The organism is Falsigemmobacter faecalis, assembly GCF_003863335.1.
In the GTDB taxonomy this organism is placed as follows: domain Bacteria; phylum Pseudomonadota; class Alphaproteobacteria; order Rhodobacterales; family Rhodobacteraceae; genus Wagnerdoeblera; species Wagnerdoeblera faecalis.
The window spans coordinates 1-14,567 of sequence record NZ_RRAZ01000021.1 but is presented as its reverse complement, the minus strand read 5'-3'; the positions used below and the strand labels follow the sequence as shown (position 1 = coordinate 14,567).

At 61.7% G+C, this 14,567-nt stretch carries 16 protein-coding genes and 2 pseudogenes; 12 read left to right on the top strand and 6 right to left on the bottom strand.

What is annotated here, in order from left to right:
* Positions 1-16: 16 nt before the first annotated feature.
* The 3 genes from EG244_RS13950 (at position 17) to EG244_RS13940 (ending at position 2,161) form a co-directional block, all read left to right on the top strand.
* On the top strand, positions 17-784 hold the full coding sequence (locus EG244_RS13950; protein ID WP_124965602.1) for a cyclase family protein: 768 nt from the start codon (positions 17-19) through the stop codon (positions 782-784).
* A gap of 175 nt (positions 785-959) precedes the next feature.
* The gene (locus EG244_RS13945) at positions 960-1,688 is read left to right on the top strand and encodes a cytochrome c oxidase assembly protein (protein WP_124965601.1); all 729 of its coding nucleotides are present in this window, start codon (positions 960-962) and stop codon (positions 1,686-1,688) included.
* Positions 1,685-2,161 carry a CopD family protein gene (locus EG244_RS13940; RefSeq protein WP_124965600.1) on the top strand — a complete coding sequence of 159 codons (477 nt, stop codon included), beginning with the start codon at positions 1,685-1,687 and terminating at the stop codon, positions 2,159-2,161. The genes EG244_RS13945 and EG244_RS13940 overlap by 4 nt, the downstream gene beginning before the upstream one ends.
* Here EG244_RS13940 and EG244_RS13935 read toward each other — a convergent pair.
* Positions 2,128-2,676: a DUF2231 domain-containing protein gene (locus tag EG244_RS13935; protein WP_124965599.1), complete on the bottom strand. Its 549-nt coding sequence runs from the start codon at positions 2,674-2,676 to the stop codon at positions 2,128-2,130. The genes EG244_RS13940 and EG244_RS13935 overlap by 34 nt on opposite strands.
* Positions 2,677-2,730: 54 nt before the next feature.
* Between EG244_RS13935 and EG244_RS13930 the strand changes: the two genes are divergently transcribed.
* From EG244_RS13930 to EG244_RS13920, 3 genes are read left to right on the top strand one after another with little or no spacing between them, the layout of a single operon-like run.
* On the top strand, positions 2,731-3,420 hold the full coding sequence (locus EG244_RS13930) for a cytochrome c oxidase subunit II (RefSeq protein WP_199737977.1): 690 nt from the start codon (positions 2,731-2,733) through the stop codon (positions 3,418-3,420).
* On the top strand, positions 3,417-5,882 hold the full coding sequence (locus EG244_RS13925; RefSeq protein WP_124965598.1) for a cytochrome c oxidase subunit I: 2,466 nt from the start codon (positions 3,417-3,419) through the stop codon (positions 5,880-5,882). Before EG244_RS13930 ends, EG244_RS13925 begins: the two co-directional genes overlap by 4 nt.
* Complete coding sequence (locus tag EG244_RS13920; protein WP_124965597.1) at positions 5,879-6,199, top strand: hypothetical protein; 321 nt, start codon at positions 5,879-5,881, stop codon at positions 6,197-6,199. Before EG244_RS13925 ends, EG244_RS13920 begins: the two co-directional genes overlap by 4 nt.
* Before the next feature lie 158 nt (positions 6,200-6,357).
* Here EG244_RS13920 and EG244_RS13915 read toward each other — a convergent pair whose 3' ends face one another.
* Complete coding sequence (locus tag EG244_RS13915; protein WP_124965596.1) at positions 6,358-6,564, bottom strand: cold-shock protein; 207 nt, start codon at positions 6,562-6,564, stop codon at positions 6,358-6,360.
* Positions 6,565-6,832: 268 nt separating this feature from the next.
* Here EG244_RS13915 and EG244_RS20440 point away from each other — a divergent pair, with 268 nt between their 5' ends.
* Entirely contained in the window at positions 6,833-6,997 is a 165-nt protein-coding gene (locus EG244_RS20440) for a hypothetical protein (protein WP_158617315.1), read from the top strand.
* 60 nt (positions 6,998-7,057) lie between these two features.
* Here EG244_RS20440 and EG244_RS13910 read toward each other — a convergent pair whose 3' ends face one another.
* The gene (locus EG244_RS13910) at positions 7,058-7,324 is read right to left on the bottom strand and encodes a spike base protein, RCAP_Rcc01079 family (protein WP_124965595.1); all 267 of its coding nucleotides are present in this window, start codon (positions 7,322-7,324) and stop codon (positions 7,058-7,060) included.
* A gap of 173 nt (positions 7,325-7,497) precedes the next feature.
* Here EG244_RS13910 and EG244_RS13905 point away from each other — a divergent pair, with 173 nt between their 5' ends.
* Entirely contained in the window at positions 7,498-7,791 is a 294-nt protein-coding gene (locus EG244_RS13905; protein ID WP_124965594.1) for a GIY-YIG nuclease family protein, read from the top strand.
* Here EG244_RS13905 and EG244_RS13900 read toward each other — a convergent pair.
* Positions 7,769-8,323: a DNA-3-methyladenine glycosylase gene (locus tag EG244_RS13900; RefSeq protein ID WP_124965593.1), complete on the bottom strand. Its 555-nt coding sequence runs from the start codon at positions 8,321-8,323 to the stop codon at positions 7,769-7,771. The two genes, EG244_RS13905 and EG244_RS13900, sit on opposite strands and share 23 nt — an antisense overlap.
* 242 nt (positions 8,324-8,565) lie before the next feature.
* Between EG244_RS13900 and repA the strand changes: the two genes are divergently transcribed.
* From repA to EG244_RS13885, 3 genes are all read left to right on the top strand, one after another.
* Positions 8,566-9,762, top strand: coding sequence for a plasmid partitioning protein RepA (gene repA, locus EG244_RS13895; RefSeq protein WP_124965592.1), 1,197 nt, complete (start codon positions 8,566-8,568; stop codon positions 9,760-9,762).
* Positions 9,763-9,765: 3 nt separating this feature from the next.
* Positions 9,766-10,725: a plasmid partitioning protein RepB gene (gene repB / locus EG244_RS13890; protein ID WP_124965591.1), complete on the top strand. Its 960-nt coding sequence runs from the start codon at positions 9,766-9,768 to the stop codon at positions 10,723-10,725.
* A gap of 219 nt (positions 10,726-10,944) precedes the next feature.
* Positions 10,945-12,120, top strand: a complete 1,176-nt coding sequence (locus tag EG244_RS13885) for a helix-turn-helix domain-containing protein (RefSeq protein WP_124965590.1) — start codon at positions 10,945-10,947, stop codon at positions 12,118-12,120.
* A gap of 39 nt (positions 12,121-12,159) precedes the next feature.
* On the opposite strand, the pseudogene EG244_RS20990 reads toward EG244_RS13885, so the two are convergent.
* Positions 12,160-13,063 (bottom strand): annotated as a pseudogene (locus EG244_RS20990) (IS5 family transposase); the annotation flags it as partial.
* A 96-nt stretch (positions 13,064-13,159) separates the two neighbouring features.
* On the opposite strand from EG244_RS20990, the gene EG244_RS13870 reads away from it, so the two are divergent.
* On the top strand, positions 13,160-14,035 hold the full coding sequence (locus EG244_RS13870) for an IS110 family RNA-guided transposase (protein WP_233589013.1): 876 nt from the start codon (positions 13,160-13,162) through the stop codon (positions 14,033-14,035).
* A 219-nt stretch (positions 14,036-14,254) separates the two neighbouring features.
* On the opposite strand, the pseudogene EG244_RS13865 reads toward EG244_RS13870, so the two are convergent.
* Positions 14,255-14,567 (bottom strand): annotated as a pseudogene (locus tag EG244_RS13865) (integrase core domain-containing protein); the annotation flags it as partial.

Sequence of the window (14,567 nt, the reverse complement as noted above, 5' to 3'; positions counted from 1 at the left end):
GGGAGAAGTGAACATAATGCGCATTATTGACCTTTCCGTGCCGCTGGCAAATGACGTGCCCGCCGATCCGCCCGGCAATGATCCGAAGATCGAATATATCAACCACCAGCAAAGCCTGCCGGGGATTTTGAACTTCTTTCCCGGCCTGACCGCCGACCAGCTGCCCGATGGCGAAGGCTGGGCGGTTGAGCGGATCCAGTTGTCGACCCACAATGGCACCCATCTGGATGCGCCCTGGCATTACCACCCGACCCAGGATCACGGCAAACCCGCGATGCGGATTGATGAGGTCCCGCTGGAGTGGTGTTTTCAGCCCGGCGTAAAGCTTGATTTCCGTCATTTCCCGGATGGTTACGTTGTAACCGCTGCGGATGTTGAAGCGGAGCTTGCCCGCATCGGTCACAGCCTCTCGCCGCTTGAGATCGTGGTGATCAATACCTCCGCCGGGGCGAAATTCGGGCAGCCCGATTACGTCGCAAGCGGCTGCGGTATGGGCTATGAGGCGACGATGTATCTGCTCGACCGGGGGATCCGCGTGACCGGCACCGATGGCTGGAGCTGGGATGCGCCCTTCGTGCATACCGCGAAGAAATTCGCCGCGACCGGTGATGGCGCGCTGATCTGGGAGGGTCATAAAGCGGGCCGCCACACGGGGTACTGCCATATCGAAAAGCTGCACAAGCTGGAGGATCTGCCCGCCACCGGCTTTAAAATCAGCTGCTTTCCGGTGAAAATCGAGAAAGCCTCTGCCGGCTGGTGCCGCGCCGTGGCGCTGCTGGATTAAGCGGGGCGGCCCCTGCGGATCGGCGGGGGCCTCTCGTCGGCCGGGCGTTGCAGACCTTCTGCCGCGCCCGGGGCCGGATTTCTGTCTCTGCGCCATTGTCCAAAGATTGAAACCTTAAGCGGTTTCACCCGTTCTCTCCTCAGACAACCGCAAGCGGCAGGAGGAGACGGGGCGCATGCCAGAAGAAGCGACCGCGCTGAGCAGTCCCTATTGTGGCCCCGCGCCGGGGCCTGAGGCGCTGATGAGCAGCTGGAACACCGACCCGGTTTTGCTTCTGGCACTTGGGGTTATGCTGGTGGCGGGGGTGCCGCGGGCGGGAAACAGATCGGTCTTTCTGCTGGCCTGGGGCTTTTTGGTGCTGGCCTTCGTCTCGCCGCTCTGCGCGTTGACCAGTGCGCTTTTCTCGGCACGTGCGCTGCATCATCTGCTGATCCTGGGGGTGATCGCGCCCTGTCTGGCGATGTCGCTGCCCCTGCGCCGAACAGCCCCCACTCCGGCCTTTGCGCTGACCGCCCTGGCGCTGGTTGCATGGCATATTCCTGCGGTTTATTCCGCCGCCTGGGAGAGCCGCGTCGTCTATTGGCTGATGCAGGCGCTTTTGCTGCTTCCGGCCTGGGGCTTCTGGTCGGCGGTCGTCGCCACCGGGCCGCGCAATGAGGGCTTTGCGACGGCGCTGATGATCGGCGCACTTGCGGGGATCATGGGGCTGATCGGCGCGGTTCTCACTTTCTCAAATCATCTGCTCTACCCTGAACATCTGGTCGGGCCGCTTGCCTGGGGGCTTGATCCGCTGTCCGATCAGCGGGCGGCGGGGCTGTTGATGTGGGTGCCGGGGCTGCTGCCCTCAGGGATTGTTGCGGCGATCATCGCCCGGCGGGCCTGGGCGCGGGGGCTGGCCGCATGATCGCGGCGCTGAAGTTTCTTCATATCGCGGGCCTGATCTGCTGGTGTGCCGCGCTGATCGCGCTGCCGCTTTTGCTGCAGGGGCATGGCGCGGCGCGGGGGCAAAGGCAGTATGACCGCTTTCGGCTGCTGACGCATATTGGCTATATCGGCTTTGCCACCCCCGCCGCTCTGGTCACTGTGGCGGCGGGCACAGCGCTGATCTTCGCCGCCGGGATCTTTGAGCCCTGGCTGATTATCAAGCTGGGGTTTGTCGCCGCTATGGTGATGATCCATATCTGGTTTGGCCATATGATCCAGCGGTCCGGCGAGGAGCGGCGCAGCCGCTGGCGGGCGGCCCCGCTTGCGGGTCTGGTGGTGGTGATGCCGCTGATGGCGGTGGTCCTCGGGCTGGTGCTGCTGAAGCCCGCCCCAGGACCTTTTCGGGACCTGATCCCGGCTCAGTTCCTGTCCCCGCGGGTCTCGCCGCCATGAGCAGACCCCGCCGCAGTCTGTGTCCCAAGGCCATAATCAAAGACCAGCTTGCCACCGTGCCAGCCGGTCATAGCGGTCATTCCCGCCGCCAGAAGCGAGGTCAGTATCCCCCAGGGCAGCACCGCCGCGACCGGATCAGAGAGCCGCAGCCCCCAGTTCAGCCCCAGAACCGACAGGAGCATCACCGCGAGGATGAAATGCGTCCAGCTTGCCGCCCGGATACGAATGCCCGGAACCAGCAACAGCTCAGCCGTGCCCGCAAGACCCGCAAGGATCCCCATGAGGAACCCCACCCCCGCAGCCCAGAGTGCCGCACGGGGCCAGAAGGGATCGCCCGTCCACCAATAGAGTGCATCCGCCCCAAGGGTGCTGGCGCAGAGCGCGATCGGAAAGGTGACCAGCATGGCATGGATCGGATGACCCGCGACGGCAATTTTGGATTCGGTCCGGTGAAAGCTCCGGTGCTCATGGATCGGGTCGCTCAGTCTGCGGCGGGATCGGCGGGGGCTGGGCATCAGGTCTCGCACTCCTCAGGCGTGTGGGTCTGTCGGGGGTCGTCAGGAAAACGGGTGGGGCTGCGCATGGTTCCGCTGTGCGCGGTGGCGCTGCTGGCGGGCTGTCGTGGCCCGCTTTCGACGCTGGAGCCGAACGGGCCTGCGGCGGCAGTGATTGCACTGCTGTGGTGGGCCATGCTGATCGGTGCGGGGCTGATTACGCTTCTGGTGCTGGCGCTGGTCTGGCGCGGCTTTGCCCGGCGGGCGGATGATGGCCCGGGCGAAGGCTTCTGGATCCGCGGCATGGGGCTTGGATTTACCCTCAGCATCCTGGTGCTGGTCGTCGGCGCCGGCATCCGCACGGGCGAGCGTATTCAGCCCCATCCCGATCCCGGCGTGCTGCGGGTAGAGGCGATCGCCCGTCAGTGGGAATGGCGCTTTCGGCAGCCCGGGCCGGGTGGCGCGCTGATTGAGACGCTTGGGCGGCTTCATATCCCGGCGGGACGCCCGGTCGATGTGGTGATCCGCTCAGAGGATGTGATCCATGCTTTCTGGGTGCCGCAGCTGGCGGGAAAGATGGATGCCGTGCCAGGGCGGGATAACCTTCTGCGCATTCAGGCAGACCGCCCCGGGGTTTACCAGGGCCGCTCGGCTGAGTTTTCCGGCACCGGATTTGCCGGAATGCTCTTTGAGGTCCTGGCCTGGGAGGGCGACACCCCACCGCCCTTCACCGACAAAGATGCCGAAGGAGCGCGCGCAGAATGACCCCCCCCCAACCCAATCTGCCGCAATCCGCCCTGAAACTGCACCGCGAGCTGGACCGCGTCTGGGGGCGGCCACCGGGGCTGCGCGGGATCCTGATCTCGGTGAACCACAGCGAGCTTGGCCTGCGCTTCATGATCGCGGCCTTCGTGTTCTTCGCCATCGCGGGCTGCCTGGCCATGCTGATCCGGGCGCAGCTGGCGACGCCCGCCGGGGCCTTCCTGGATGTCGGGCTTTATAACCAGTTCTTCACCATGCACGGCAGCCTGATGATGTTCATGTTTGCCGTGCCGCTGCTGGAGGGGCTTGGCATGTATCTGCTGCCGAAGATGCTGGGGAGCCGTGATCTGGCTTTCCCGCGCCTCTCGGCTTTCGGGTGGTGGTGCTATTTCTTCGGGGGGCTGATCCTTCTGACGGCACTGGCCGCAGGCGTGGCCCCCGATGGCGGCTGGTTTATGTATACGCCCCTCAGTTCAAAGGCCTACAGCCCCGGGATCAACGCCGATGTCTGGCTGCTGGGGATTACTTTTGTTGAGATTTCCGCCGTGGCAGCGGCTGTTGAGATCACCGTGACCATCCTGCGGATGCGCGCGCCGGGGATGAAGCTCACGCAGATGCCGCTCTTTGCCTGGTATATGCTCGGCACCGCGGCGATGATGCTGGTGGGCTTTCCGCCGCTGATCCTGGCCTCGGTTCTGCTGGAGCTGGAACGCGCCTTCGACTGGCCGTTTTTTGATGTCACCCGCGGCGGTGATCCGATGCTCTGGCAGCATCTGTTCTGGCTCTTTGGCCATCCGGAGGTCTATATCATTTTCCTGCCCGCCGCAGGGGCGATCTCTACGATCCTGCCGGTGATGGCGCGCACAGAAATCCTTGGCTACGGCGCGATTGTGGCGGCGATCCTGGGGTTGGTGTTTCTGTCTTTCGGGCTTTGGGTGCATCATATGTTCACCACGGGCATTCCCCATATGGCGCTGGCGTTTTTCTCGGCGGCCTCGGCGCTGGTGGCGGTGCCAACGGCGGTGCAGATTTTCGCCTGGATCGGTACGCTGTGGAAAGGGCGGCCTGAGATGCATCTGCCGATGCTGCATCTGATGGGATTTTTCTCGACCTTCGTGATGGGCGGGCTGACCGGGGTGATGCTGGCCATTGTGCCCTTCAACTGGCAGGCCCATGACACCGCCTTTGTCACCGCGCATCTGCATTATGTGCTGATTGGCGGATTTGTGTTTCCGATGATGGCGGCGGCGGTCTACTGGATGCCGCTCTTCACGGGCAAAGCCGCTGTGCGGGGGCCGGGGGTCATGGCCTTCTGGCTGATCCTGATCGGCTTTCACGGCACGTTTTTCCTGATGCATCTGACCGGCTTGATGGGTATGGCGCGACGGATCAGCACCTATCCCGACAATCCTGAATGGATCTGGCTGAACCTCAGCAGTTCCTTTTTCAGCTTCATCATGGCCGCGGGCTTTGCGCTTTTTGCGCTGGATCTGATCCTGCAATGGCTCTTTGGCGCGAAATCGCGGCGCAACCCCTGGGGGGCGAAAACCCTGGAATGGGCCATGCTGATGCCCGCGCCGGGCTACAACATCGCCTCCCTCCCCCTGCCCGGCCAGGCTGCGCTGCAGATTGCCCGTGGCGAGGGAGCCCTGCCTGGCGCGCCGCGCGATCGCCGCGAGACCCTGGTGGTCGATGCCCTCAGCGGTGAGGCGCGCCATGTGGCGGTTCTGCCCTCAAACAGTGCGCTGCCCATTCTCAGCGCGGCTGTGATCGGGGGCTTTGTGCTTTTGATGCTGAGCAGCTTTTATGTGGCGGCGGGCTGCTGGCTTTTTGCCGTGGCGGCAGTTTTTTGGCAGTGGCAGCGCTGGATGGGCAGCGCGCAAGGCGAGGATCTGATCCCCGCAGCGCCCGGACTTTACCTGCCGGTGCACCATGAGGTCCCCGACAGTCTGGCGCGCAGCGGGCTGATCTGCCTGCTGATCGCCAATGGGGCGCTTTTTGGCTGCTTCCTGTTTTCGCTGGGCTTTTTGTCGGTGATTGCACCGAACTGGCCTGCCCCGCAAAGCGCCCTGCCCGCAGAGCCTGCGCTGCTGCTGTCGCTCGGACTTGCGCTGTGCCTGGTGCTCAGCAGCCTGCTGGCCCGACCGCGCCTGGGGAGCGGCGCGGGTCCCGCGCTGATTATTCTGATCCTTGCGCTTGGCGCGGTGATCGGGCTGGCGCTCATTCTGGAGGACCCCACGGCGCATGCCCGCAACGCGCTGCGGGCGGCAGCCTTAGGCTATATCGCGCTTCACTGCGTCATCGCGGCTCTGCTGGCCGGGCTTTGCAGGGTTCAGCGCCGCGACGGGAGGATGGCCGCGAACCGGCCAGGGGCGGCCCCGGTCTGGCGGCTCTGGCAGGATTACACCACGGTGACGGCGCTTTTGCTGATTGCCACGGTCGGATTGCAGGAGGGGCTGTCATGAACTGGGCCACCCGTGCCTTGCTGGGACCGGGTCTCTGGGCCCTGGCCTTTGCGCTGATCTATGCGGTTCATGGCCTTGGCTGTGCGCGGGGGTGGGTGCTGCAGCCTGCGCCGCTGGGCAATCTGCATGTTTTCACGCTGAACACGCTTTGGCTGGCTGCACTTGCCGGAGCCATAGTGATCCTGTGGCGAACACCGCGCGGCGACGGCACAGGGGCGCAGATCGCACGCGCCGGGGGCTGGATTGGCCTGGCGTCCATCGCACTGACGCTGTTTCCCGTGATGGGCCTCAGCAGTTGCGAGATCCTGCCGCCGTGAGCCGCGGTGATCAGGAGAACACCCCGGACATAACAAAAGCCCGGAGATCCTGAGGATCTCCGGGCTCTGTATCTCCCGTCTTTAAACCTGACAGCTATGCAAGCACACCAATTCGAGAATCAGCGGCGATAACCATCAGAAGGCGGGTTATTCGTACCTCAGGCGAGACGAACGTTGGTCGCCGACTCACGACCGTCACGGCCGGTTTCGACGTCGAACGAGATCTGCTGGCCTTCGTTCACGCTGCGGATGCCAGCGCGCTCAAGAGCGGAGATGTGCAGGAAAACGTCGTTCTTGCCGCCTTCCGGAGCAACAAAGCCAAAACCTTTGGTCGAGTTAAACCATTTCACGGTGCCCATAGCCATCGTGGAGTTCCTTTTATAAACGCCACCCGCAAAATGCGATGGCCCGGCAAGCGCGATGATCGAGAACTGCGCCGAAAGACCAGGCCCAAAAACGTAACTGCAAACACAAGATGCGCGTTAAGCCCGAAGATAACAAGAGGGTATTTTAAAAATTTTCACACAGGCCCCCGAATTTTCCCAGCAGCCGCGAAACACTGTGAAAAATCGGACAAAACCGGCCAAACCCGCTATAGCTGAACCGCAGCCTTTCGCTGCTGAGGACGGCACCGTGCAGATGTTCACCATGAAGCCAAAGTTCGATCTCTCGGCGTTTCTTGCCGAAAAATCCGATCCGGAGCGGATCCGCAAATATCAAAAGAACCGCCGGATCAAAGATACCCGCAAGGCCGCGACCGCCTCGGCGGAGCCTGAGGTGAAATCTGAGACGCCCTGAACGCCTCTGACGCGGGCTCCTGCCCCACAAAGGGGCAGGAAAAGGCCGGGCCATTCCGTCTCAGATCCAGCCGGTCAGACCCGTCGCCGTGGTGCCCGTAGCGCGGATGCGGCGGGCAAAAAGCGGATAGGTTCCGGGCAACAGCTCGCCCGTTGTATAGGTCTGCGCATCGCGCGAGCTGATAAAGCTGAGCGTCCCCCCTTCCCCGCCGATTGACACCGCGCGCACCGCCTGTGCCAGATCGCTGCTGTCAGAGGGCGTCACCGCAAAACCGCCGATCGCGGGACCAGCGGGGCCGAGGGCGTGGCTTTTGAACGGATCACTCATGCTGTCTCCTGTCAGATAGGCCGGGAACCGCCCGGGCGTCACGGCCAGATAACCGCGCAAAGGCTTACACTTTCCTGGGCCTGCGGGCGCAGCCGGGGCCTCATGATCTGGACTTTTGACGCCAGAGCCTGCAGGGTCGCGGTATCGCCCCCTCTTTCGCGCAGACAGATCCAGTGAGCACAGACCCCGCCGCCGAGACCGCCTATGTTTATGTTCTGGCGACAAAAGACGCGCGGGGTGTACGGACTTATGTCGGCTGGAGCCTGGACCCTGAGCGGCGTCTGGCGGAGCATAATTCAGGCCGCGCCCGGGGCGCGAAAAGCACCCGTGGCGCATATTGGACCCTTGTGCATCTTGAGCCCTGCGCAGACCGCCAAAGCGCGATGTCACGCGAATGGCACCTGAAGCGCGATCACCGCTTTCGCCGCCGCCTGCGCGAGAGCTTTACCCCGGGATCTTCCGGCTGAGCGGGGCCCCCGCCAGCCCAAAGCGCCAGGGCAGCTCTTTGGCCCGGCTGATGCCGATGCGCGGACCGCAGAGCACGGCACCTGTCGTCTTTTCTGTGAGACAAAGCCTGAGAGGCCCGGTTGCGAAATCCGTGCCGTCGTCGTCCAGGCTGACCCCGAGGCTCTCACAAAGCCGCCCCGGCCCTGCGCAAAGCGGCAGACGCCCGCTGCGCCGCTTTGCCATGAGATCGAGCCCCTCAACAGGCGCAAGGGCGCGGATTAAAACCGCCTCTCCTGGCCTGCCCACCACATTCAGACAGAGATGTACCCCGTAAGCGCGATACACATAGGCCCGCCCGGCGGGTCCGAACATCGATCTGTTGCGGGGGGTGAGCCCGTTGAAGCTGTGCGAAGCGGGATCATCCGCGCGGTAAGCCTCGGTCTCAACAATCACACCAGAGGCGCCCCGGCCCTCCAGCCTCACCCCGATCAGGTCGCGCGCGAGCGACAGCACATCGCGCAGGTAGAAGTCAGAGGGTGGCGCTACAGTCATTCTGCGATCTTCAGCATGGGAAGGTCTGATCCCGCAGTTTGTGCCGGACCCGCTGGCCTGTCCAGCGTTCCGGCACGACCAGAGAAGAGCCGTGGCCCCCGGCGCGGAATCGCCATCGCCAGGTTGCGAATCTGCTTGTCAGACGGCAGCTTGCGTGCCAGAAACTTTTCTGTCGCTAAATCCGCATGTTTGTGCAATTCTGCGTCAACTCACATCACGCCCGACAAGAGGCACCACAGCATATGGCAGGCACAGCTCGTCCCACGCCCGGATCCATCGCAGGCAGCATCAGCTCAAGCGCGGAACGGCTTTCGCATGCGTTAAATGACCATATGCGCAACAGTTTTCACCCGGAAGTGCGGAAAACTCTGCGCAAATTCCATCCGGCTGAAGTGGCTGAACTGACGGGGATCAGCCTGTCGAATCTGCGCACGCGGCATCAGGAAGGCGATTTTCCGGCAGTTGAAACCGACAGCCGCGGTCGCCGCCTCTATACCGCGGCCGAGATCGACGCGATTCGCGACGTCATGGTGCGCACGGGCCGCAATGGCGAGATTTACCGCCCCGGCCGGCGCGAAGGTGATGATCTGCAGGTCATTTCGATTGTGAATTTTAAGGGCGGCTCCTCAAAAACCACCACGGCGATTCATCTGGCGCAGCGCTATGCTCTGCGGGGCTACCGGGTTCTGGCACTGGATATGGATCCTCAGGCCAGCCTGACCACCATGTTTGGCTATCGTCCCGAGATTGAGTTTGCCGACGGCGGCACGATCTATGATGCGCTGCGTTACAGCGACCCGGTGCCGCTGAGCCAGGTGATCCGCAAAACCTATTTCCACAATCTCGATCTCGCGCCTGCGGGCCTGATGCTTTCGGAATATGAAACCGAGACGGCTTACGCGCTGCAGCACCGGATAGAGCCCGCTTTCACCCAGCGTCTGGCCATCGCGCTGGAAGAAATTGAAGAGAATTACGACCTCGTCATCATCGATTGCCCGCCGCAACTGGGCTTTACGACCATGACCTCTCTGCTGGCCTCGACCGGTCTTCTGATCACGGTTGTGCCCTCGATGCTTGATGTGGCCTCCATGGCACAATTCCTTGAAATGGCTGGGGAAACTGTCCGAACTCTGGAAGAAATCACCGGTCCGACCGACTGGCGGTTCCTGAAGTTTCTGATCGCGCGTTATGAGCCGACGGATGTGCCGCAGTCGCAGATGGCGGGCTTTTTGCGCTCGATCCTGCTCGATCAGGTTCTCAATACGCCCATGCTGAAATCCACCGCCATCTCTGACGCCGGGATGACGCAGCAGACGATCTATGAGATCGACCCCTCTCAGGTCGTCCGCCGCACACTTGAGCGGATTTTGGAGAGCGTAAACGGGGTTGCAGACGAGTTTGAGAAGGTCCTCCAGGAGGCCTGGGGAAGGAAAGTTTAAGACATGGCACGCCGTAATCTGTTTCAGCCCCCGCCGCCCCCTGCCCCGTCCAGCGAGGCTGCGGGGGCGCCACGCTTTCCCAATACCGGCACGATGACGGGGATGAAATCCACCCTGCGCGATATGTCCAGCAATGCCGTGCGCGAAATCGACCCGGCGCTGATTGAAGACGATGGCCCGCGCGACCGCCTGGCCTTTGGTCCGGAGGCCGTTGCGGAACTGGCTGAGAGCATCCGACTGCACGGTCAGCAGGTGCCGATCATGGTGCGCCCGCTGCGCGACCAGCCAGGGCGCTATCAGGTCGTCTATGGCCGCCGCCGCCTTGCCGCGCTGCGGGTGCTTAAACAGCCTGCGCGCGCGATGGTCCGCACCCTTGATGACACCCAGGCGATTCTGGCCCAGGGCCAGGAAAACAGCCAGCGCCTTGACCCGAGTTTCATCGAAAAAGCCATGTTCGCAGCGCAGCTTGGCGAAAGCGGTCATACGCAGAACGTTATCCTGGATGCGCTGGCGATTGATCGCCCGATGCTGTCGCGGATGCAGAAAGTTGCCCGCAGCCTGCCGATGAGCCTGATTGAGGCCATTGGCCCGGCCCATGGTGTCGGCCGCCGTCGTTGGGAAGATCTGGCCGATGCCGTGCGAAACAGCGGAATTGATTTTGGCAAGCTGATCAAGGATCTGGACGCCGGTTCGGCCGGCCTGTCCTCCGATGACCGCTTTGAATCCGCGGTGCAGGCCATTGCCCGCGTCGGCGCCGCCCCTGCCCGGCCCGCGATGCGCGACGCCCTGCGCCAGATCACCTCTGAGCAGGGACAGCCGCTCGCTGAGTTAAAATCCGGTGCACGCAGCCTGACGCTGAAGATCGACAACCGCCAGAACCCGGGTTTCGCGGCCTGGCTTGAGGCCAATGCCGAAGAAGAGCTTCAGGCGCTTCATCGCCGCTGGTCTGACATGCAGACCTGAGACTGTAAATAAAAGAGAAAGGAGGAACGGCCAGCCCAAAAAGGAACGAGCCCCCCAAGGTTTCCCTCGGAGAGCCCGATCTGTGTTCAGCAAACCAGATCTGCCATTCCTCTCCATAAGAGTCAAGTCCGGCAGTTTCTGCCGTAGGATTTTTGCTGCCTTTTGACAGCAGACGGGCCACTTTGACGGGCGCGACCGGAGACAGGTTGCCCGAAGACAATGATCCATCAGAGATTTCCCTCACAGGATGAGGGCCTGTCGGTGGTGCGCAGCGCCACGCCAGACCCTGTAAACATGGCTGAACTGCTGCCGGTCCTGCGGCTTTGCGCAGCGGATCTGGGCCTGAGCCCGCAGGTCCTGAGAACGCTGGAAGTCCTGCTCAGCTTCCTGCCACCGCAGCGCAACCACCATATCGTCTTCGCCTCGAATGAAACTTTGATCACGCGGGCAGGTGGCCTCAGTGAGCGCAGTCTGCGCCGCCATATCGAGGCTTTGCGGGACGCAGGCCTGCTGACCCGCAGCGACAGCGCGAACCGTAAGCGCTTCACTCGTTTTGATCCGGTTGAGGACCGCGTTTTACGCTTTGGCCTTGATCTGTCACCGATTTTCGCAGGCTATGGTGAGCTGAAGGCCCGTGCAACTGAAGCAGAAGCACGCCTGCGCCAGCTTCGTTACCTGAAAGCACGCCTGCGCGCGGCAGCCGCTCGGCTGCTGGTGGTGGATCCGGATCATGAAGCAGCGTGTGATGCCCTCAAAGCCGCCCGGCGGAATATCACGGCTGATGAACTGAAAGCGCGTCTTGAGACTCTCCCGGCAGTAAACGACCACCCTGCCCTGCCCACTGCCAACCCTGCAACTCATGATTTGTCCGGCAGTGACGGACAAATTGACCGTCATCATCATAGTCTCAATAAAGAACATTTAGATAAAGATGCTGCCGAGACTTTGAATTTGTTGATAGAGCTTTGCCCTGAAGCCTTAGCTTTTGCCGAAAGCCCCATCCGCACGGAACGAGAAGCGCTGGCGCATGCCAGGATGTTGGCCCCAATGATGGGTATTTCTGTCCAGCATTTTGATCAGGCAGTTGTTCGGCATTCAGCCATGACGATCACGGCCCTTGTCTGGCATTTGCTGCAGCGTGGAAGTGCTGTGCGGCATCCTTCGGCCTATTTCTATGCAGCTGCATTAGGTCGGAGCATCGAACAACTAGACCCAATCAGGTGGTTTCGAACTGGCGTGAGAAAATTTGTCCGCGGACAAATGAACGTCGACCGTTGTCCGCGGACAATTATGGAGGCGCCGGTTGCCCATGAGTGCGTCAATCGTACTGACAGGCTGCTGAAAAAATCCGGCGCGCAGGACGGTTATTCTTCACCGCGGCCGGTTTTGCTTTGATTTTTCGTCCTAATTGCATGCCGTGTTTGCCTAAGATCGTCATGCCGCCAACAATTTCGGCAGCCTTGCGGGATTGCTGGCTGCCATGGCCCTGATGAAGCGTGCGCATGAATCCGATGCCGCGACAGGCAGTTTGTGCAATTCCTCCGATGGTTTTTGCCCAGCCGAACGCGTCCGCGATCCGTTTGCGATGTTTGAAGGACATGGCGTATCCCTTGTGGCGTGTAGTCCGACGATCAATGGCTGAGTGCTGTGATTTCCGGGCAACATGGGGTGTGACACAAGCTTTTCGCAGGTCGGACACGAAGGAGGCGACATCGAAGTTCCGGTCACCACCCAACGTCAATCTGCGGGTGGACCCGGATGACTGACAATGGATCATGCGACGCTGCGCTCTGCCCGTCCATCATCCTGGGTCAGATCGCCCTGCACGATCAGGCCCGCACGGTTTTCCATCAGCGCATGGCCAATGTAGCACACACTGGCACCCGGCGACTTCCTGTAAAGCCCGTGCCTGCGGATCCGTTGCCAAGGCATGAGTTGCGTTGCTGCGCGTCTCCGCGCGGAAATCGACTGCCGCATTGCGGCTCTGTGGGTATCTGGCCGGCTTCGGTATTCTGGGACGTGACTGGCGCTAGGATGTCGGCTTGCAGGCCTGGAAATATGCCTGGAGCATCTCTTCCGGGGCCACTCCCCCTTTCCGGCGAAAACTCTTCATGGAAGCCCAGGCTTTGACCAGAGTGCCATCAACCGAGAAATGCTCATCGGACAAGAGGGACTTTACCTCACGATGGGCAAGGATCGCCGCCATGATGCGGCGGGACACGTCCGTGTGCAGCAACCGATCACGGTGCTTGCTGAATACGGCAGGAACCCAGACACGCTCCTCCACGCTCAGGCCCAAGAACCCGCACAACAGCAGGCTGTCGTTCATCTGCTCCATCGTAAGACCGCATGATTTTTTCATCGGCCGCCTCTGACCGCTCAGCGGTTACTCTGCTCAGAGGCGGCGCCGGCCGTCATTGTGATGGAGGAAGGCATGACCCACAAAGGGATTGGGCTGTTTGTCGGGATAGATGTTTCGCAAGACAAGCTGGCCGTCGCATTGGCTGATGCCGGAGCTCAGGGCGATGCGCTTTATCCGGGAGTTTTTGAAAACACCCCTGTCGGCGTTGAAAAACGTCTGAAGAAGCTGTCGGGGTACGGCGGGGTTTCTGCCTGCTATGAGGCTGGACCCACTGGTTACGGGCTCTATCGACAGATACATGCACACGGCTTTGAGTGCTGTGTCGTCGCTCCGTCCCTTATCCCCTCCCGCGCAGACGGCAGAGTGAAGACCGACCGGCTGGATGCCATGCGTCTGGCGCGCCTGCTTCGCGCGGGCGAACTGGCACCGATCTGGGTGCCCGATGTGACCCATGAGGCAATGCGCGATCTGGTTCGGACCCGCGAGAGGGCAGCAGAGGATCACCGCCACAAGCGTCAGCTCATCACGGCCTTTCTCTTACGGCACGGACAGAGCTGCCCGAGAACCAGGGCCTGGACGATGCGGTATCTGCGCTGGCTGCAAACCCTGTCCTTCGGCCACCCTGCCCATCAAATTGCTCTGCAGGAAATGCTGCAGGCAGAGCGGCACGCAAATGAACGCCTCGAAAGATTAACCCGCCATATTGAAGCGCGGGTGCCTGAGTGGGACCTGGCACCCGCCGTGAATGCGCTCCAGGCTCTGCGCGGCGTCGCGCTGATCAGCGCAGTGACATTCATGGCTGAGGTCGGGGAGGGGCGCCGGTTTGAGATACCGCTCAGGCTGATGGCTTATCTGGGGTTGGTGCCCAGTGAATATTCTACCGGCAAATCAACCCGTCGGGGCGGCATCCCCCGTGCCGGAAACGCGCGGGTCCACCACATGTATTGAGTTCGGTCTGAATAATTCTCAACCGTCTGATTTTACGCAGAATTGTTGTAATTTTTCTCGTTTTCTGTTGCAGGATTTCGGGTAATCTCGTTTGAAACTCTGTAATTTCGGTTCTGGCCATGAAGCACCGTCCTCGCATTGAAGAACAAGATGACCTTTTGCGGCCGCGCCTGGTCGATCTGATCGATCCGCGCCATGAGCTGGTGAAACTGGCCGGTTGTTCAGTCCCGGCATCTGGTGGATCGGATCGAGGATGAATCTTTCCGGCTCTGAAGTCCAGATTTTGCAGATGTATTCGTAGGGCGTCAGGCCGTTCAGGGTCTTCAGCCTGCGGGCGTAGTTGTAGGCGGCCATGTCGTCTCCAAGGTGGGCCCTGAGCTGCTGGTGATCCTGATAGTGGAAGCGTTTGACCGTTGCCTCTTTGATGGTTCGGTTCATCCGCTCCACTTGGCCATTGGTCCAGGGGTGATTGGGCTTTGTCAGCCTATGCTCGATGCCGTGCGCGTCACAGATCATGTCGAAGGTAAGCGCT